At 45.3% G+C, this 3,969-nt stretch carries 4 protein-coding genes and 1 pseudogene; 3 read left to right on the forward strand and 2 right to left on the reverse strand.

Annotation, left to right across the window (positions count from 1 at the left end):
• From ACR2PX_RS18215 to ACR2PX_RS18225, 3 genes and pseudogenes are all read left to right on the forward strand, one after another.
• Window positions 1-223: pseudogene (locus ACR2PX_RS18215) on the forward strand (IS701 family transposase); the annotation flags it as partial.
• Between the two features lie 8 nt (window positions 224-231).
• Window positions 232-1,641, forward strand: coding sequence for a hypothetical protein (locus ACR2PX_RS18220; RefSeq protein WP_434000786.1), 1,410 nt, complete (start codon window positions 232-234; stop codon window positions 1,639-1,641).
• Window positions 1,634-2,413 carry an MlaA family lipoprotein gene (locus ACR2PX_RS18225; protein WP_434000787.1) on the forward strand — a complete coding sequence of 260 codons (780 nt, stop codon included), beginning with the start codon at window positions 1,634-1,636 and terminating at the stop codon, window positions 2,411-2,413. The genes ACR2PX_RS18220 and ACR2PX_RS18225 overlap by 8 nt, the downstream gene beginning before the upstream one ends.
• On the opposite strand, the gene yaaA is transcribed toward ACR2PX_RS18225, so the two are convergent.
• Together yaaA and ACR2PX_RS18235 are read right to left on the reverse strand one after the other, a co-directional pair.
• The gene (gene yaaA, locus ACR2PX_RS18230) at window positions 2,414-3,187 is read right to left on the reverse strand and encodes a peroxide stress protein YaaA (protein WP_434000788.1); all 774 of its coding nucleotides are present in this window, start codon (window positions 3,185-3,187) and stop codon (window positions 2,414-2,416) included.
• A gap of 344 nt (window positions 3,188-3,531) precedes the next feature.
• A complete protein-coding gene (locus tag ACR2PX_RS18235; RefSeq protein ID WP_434000789.1) occupies window positions 3,532-3,732 on the reverse strand; it encodes a hypothetical protein in 201 nt (66 codons plus the stop codon).
• Between the last annotated feature and the right edge of the window lie 237 nt (window positions 3,733-3,969).

Consider the following 3,969-nt stretch of genomic DNA (forward strand, 5'->3'; position numbering starts at 1 on the left):
CGAGCATTTTCAGGTTCGCAGTGAGCGACCGGTGAGAAATCACATATTCGCCAGCCTATTGAGTTTTGTTTATCTTCAGAAAATGCAAATAGCGCAAGAGTTTACGAATATTTATCAGCACCAACGGGGGCTATTTAAAGAGACGGTTGGTAAATTCATTGAGAGCTTTGCAAAAGGCAAAGACCACCTGTTACCAAAATTAGCAAGTGCCATCAATGCGTAAGTCCTATTATGAGTAAAAGAAAGGCATTTTGCCCGGCAGTCGTCGATCATCTATTCTCCGTAGCAACCCTTTCATTGACACAGATGAAGAGAGGTTGCTGCTGCCACTTTGGGCTGGTTATTTTTCTTCTGTCTTTTCTCTGTCCTGGTCTCGCACAGGCTTATGACTTTCCTGTCAAAAATCCATTTCTGGCAACGGTAGCAGGCACGCCTCCCGAACAGCAGGTTAAATTGGATCAAACGACGGTCCGTGAGGCTATATTGGGTCTGGCGGGTGAAACGGTTGAAAATGCACCCGATATTTTCTGGGATGTGGTCAAACCACGGTTCAAACTGGCCTGGCAGGAGAAAGCTGCTCCGCTGATTTTTATTATTGCCGGTACTGGCGGGCGTTTTGATACCAGCAAGGTTGAGTTTCTGAAAAAGGTTTATTATCAGGCAGGCTTCCATGTTATTCAGATCTCATCGCCTACCAGCTATGATTTTGTTGTTTCCGGTTCGCAAACTCATCGACCGGGTCTGACACAGCAGGATTCCGAAGACCTTTATCGCTTGATGAAAGCCGCTGTTGAGCGAGCACGGTCATTCAGGAAAATCGATATTAATGGCTGGTATCTGACGGGCTATAGTCTCGGGGCACTCAATGCTGCGTTTATAGCCAGACTGGACAGTGAACAGAAAGCTTTTGGCTTTGAGCGAGTACTGCTACTGAACCCTCCTGTGAGTCTGCAACGTTCTATTGATAATCTCGACCGCTTACTCATGGCCGATGTGCAAGGTGTTGATGACTCAACAACGCTCTTTAATCACTTTTTTGACAAGCTGGCGGATTACTTTCGGACTCATAAAAGCATTGATCTGGATGAGTCGATGTTGTTTCATGTGCAAAAAAGCCCTTATGCATTGAGCCGTGAAGAATTAGCTCTGTTAATAGGCGTCAGTTTCAGGTTGTCAGTCGCTTCCATGTATTTCACTTCTGATGCGATGACTTGGGACAGTAATCTGATTCCGAAGGATTTTAAACTTAAACGAAGCGACAGCCGAACGCCATATTTCAAGCGAGCCATGCTCTGTAGTTTTGAATGTTACGTCAAAAAAGTTCTGATTCCTTATGTAGGGAAACAGAAAAAAGCTCATTCTGATCAGCAGATAGATGACTCAAAACAGCGAGCTCTTTTGTTTGAGCAAAACAGTTTACCTCATCTTGAAACCTGGTTGAAAAATGCACGGCATATCGGTGTGATGCACAATGCGGATGACTTTATTATTGATCAGAAAGGGCTCAATTTTCTTTACGATACCTTTGATCGCCGGATAAAAGTTTATCCACTGGGAGGGCACATGGGTAACCTGCAATATCATGAAAACGTGCAGGATATGCTCAGTTTTATGAAAGGAAAGGGGTTTCCTGATGCCTAGAGCTGGATTTCTGTTCCTGATGTTTGCTTTGATGACCTTTAACGTCTTTGCGAGTCAGCGTCTCCCCTACACAAACCCGATGGACACCCTGAAGTTTAATGACAGTGATGATGAACTGTTGGAAGAGTGGCACCACAAGATGGATCGTATGAAGTTTATGGATGTTTATGATCCTCTTGAATCACTCAATCGTCAGGTGTTCGTTCTCAACCGTCAGCTGGATCGCTATTTTCTCGAGCCAGTCATGCAGCTTTATGAAACAGTTACGCCGTCGTTTGCTCGTATAGGCGTTGCAAACTTTTTTCAGAATCTGAAGGAAGTTCCCACCATTATGAATGGCATACTTCAGTTAGACGGTGAGCGAACGGTTAAATCGACCAGTCGATTACTGATCAATTCAACGCTGGGGATGTTAGGGCTTTTTGATCCTGCAGAGAGTATGGGCTTGCCTCACAAACGCAATGAGTTTGGTACAACGCTGGCTAAATATGGAATAGGTGCTGGCCCTTATCTGATTATCCCTATCATTGGTCCCTACAGCTTGAGAGATGTCAGTGGTCTGGTCGTTGATCTGACCGCAGAAGATTATGTCGACTTTATGGGGGTCCCTTCCCAGGTTTTTTCTGAACCTGAAGTGTTTGCAATTTATGGTATTAACTATCGCTATACCGTTCCTATGAGCTATGACGATTTCAGCTCGCCTTTCAGCTATGACATGATCCGCTTTCTGTACACCAGAAAGCGGGAGTTGGAATTGAGGGTAGATGAGTAATCAGGCTTCTTTACGAACAAACACCCACTCTTTGTCATTCGACATGGCCTGGTTATAGCTATAACCCTCGTAATCAAAACCTTTCAGGTCATCGACTTTTTTCAGATTATTATCGATCGCATAACGACACATCAGGCCTCTGGCTTTTTTAGCGTAAAAGCTGATGATTTTGTACTTATCGCCTTTCCAGTCTTTGAAAACAGGGGTGATGATTTGCCCATTGAACAGCTTCGGTTTTACTGCTTTAAAGTATTCATTGGATGCCAGGTTAACCAGAATGTCATCTTTCTGAGTCGCCATTTCTGCGTTCAACTTTTCAGTGATCTGTTCACCCCAGAAAGTATAAAGGTCTTTACCTGCATTATTGGCAAACTTGGTGCCCATCTCCAGGCGGTAAGCCTGCATCAGGTCCAATGGTTTGAGCAAGCCGTAGAGCCCCGAGAGAATGCGAAGATGTTTCTGAGCATAATCAAACTGTTTGGCGTTCATCGTCTCTGCATCCAGACCCGTATAAACATCGCCTTTAAAAGCCAGAGCGGCTTGTTTGGCATTGTCCTGAGTAAAAGGCTGCTGCCAGGCTTCGTAGCGGGCTGCATTCAGCTGTGACAGTTTGTCGCTGATACTCATCAGGCTGCCAATATCAGCCGGGCTCAGCGCTCGCAGTTGATCAATAAGGTCCTGTGATTGATCCAGGAATTCAGGCTGACTGAACTTTTTGGTCACTGGAGCGGTGTCAAAGTCCAGCGTCTTGGCAGGTGACACGACAAAAAGCATAGGAGTTTCCTTCCTTTCGAATTCCGGTTAACAAGGCTGTGGTATACAGCTCTGGAAGCCTGTCGGATTTAAGCTTTCGAGCATGAAGTTTAGTTGAGCGAGTCACAACCCTGAGGCTGGCCTTCAGGGTGAGCACCATTAAGGTGTTCATCTAAAGCTAACCGCTCTTTCTGGATTTCAGGCCGACATTATCTGGAGTTAAACAGGCTCCTAGAAGCCGACCTATCTATTCTTGGTCAGACTCCTAGCACTATGGAACACATATTAGTAGAGGGCGCAGGGCTTTGGTAGTGGATTCTCTCTATCGCTCTGATAGGTATGGCTTCCATGCCATGGGGAGGCAGTTATTTCGTCTTGACTGGCATGACTTTGGCGTCTTTTTCATCGACACGGGTGTCATAGTCGGTCGTTAGAATCTGGGAGTTCCAGCTTTCATGTCCTTTGTATTGCACCAGAGACTGGGTTTTTATCTGATCTTTTCCGTCCTTGTCCTTCATTAGAATGCCAGACATAGAGATGACTACTGGAGAGTTGCAGCCTTCCATACTGATACTCATTGAAAGGGCATTACCGTTGGCAAAACCCAGAAAGGGGGCCTTGTAGCCAATACAGGATTGGGTTTAGGCCACGGCGGTAGTAAAAGTGCCCAGCAGTTCATTTTTTTGGCCCTTTTACAGGTTGGCTGATCATTTTTGGGCCTCCTGCCTGATTTTTAGATAGAGATAATCAAGATCATTGTAACCACATGCCTTGTATATTATCCGCTTGATGACACCATTGAA

Origin of the sequence: Endozoicomonas sp. (genome assembly GCF_051008435.1) — a bacterium.
Taxonomy (GTDB): domain Bacteria; phylum Pseudomonadota; class Gammaproteobacteria; order Pseudomonadales; family Endozoicomonadaceae; genus Endozoicomonas_A.

Coding starts and splice junctions, on each gene's coding strand:
- ACR2PX_RS18220 (WP_434000786.1), top strand. CDS start 232: ATGAGTAAAAGAAAGGCATTTTGCCCGGCAGTCGTCGATCATCTATTC.
- ACR2PX_RS18225 (WP_434000787.1), top strand. CDS start 1,634: ATGCCTAGAGCTGGATTTCTGTTCCTGATGTTTGCTTTGATGACCTTT.
- yaaA (WP_434000788.1), bottom strand. CDS start 3,187: ATGCTTTTTGTCGTGTCACCTGCCAAGACGCTGGACTTTGACACCGCT.
- ACR2PX_RS18235 (WP_434000789.1), bottom strand. CDS start 3,732: ATGGAAGGCTGCAACTCTCCAGTAGTCATCTCTATGTCTGGCATTCTA.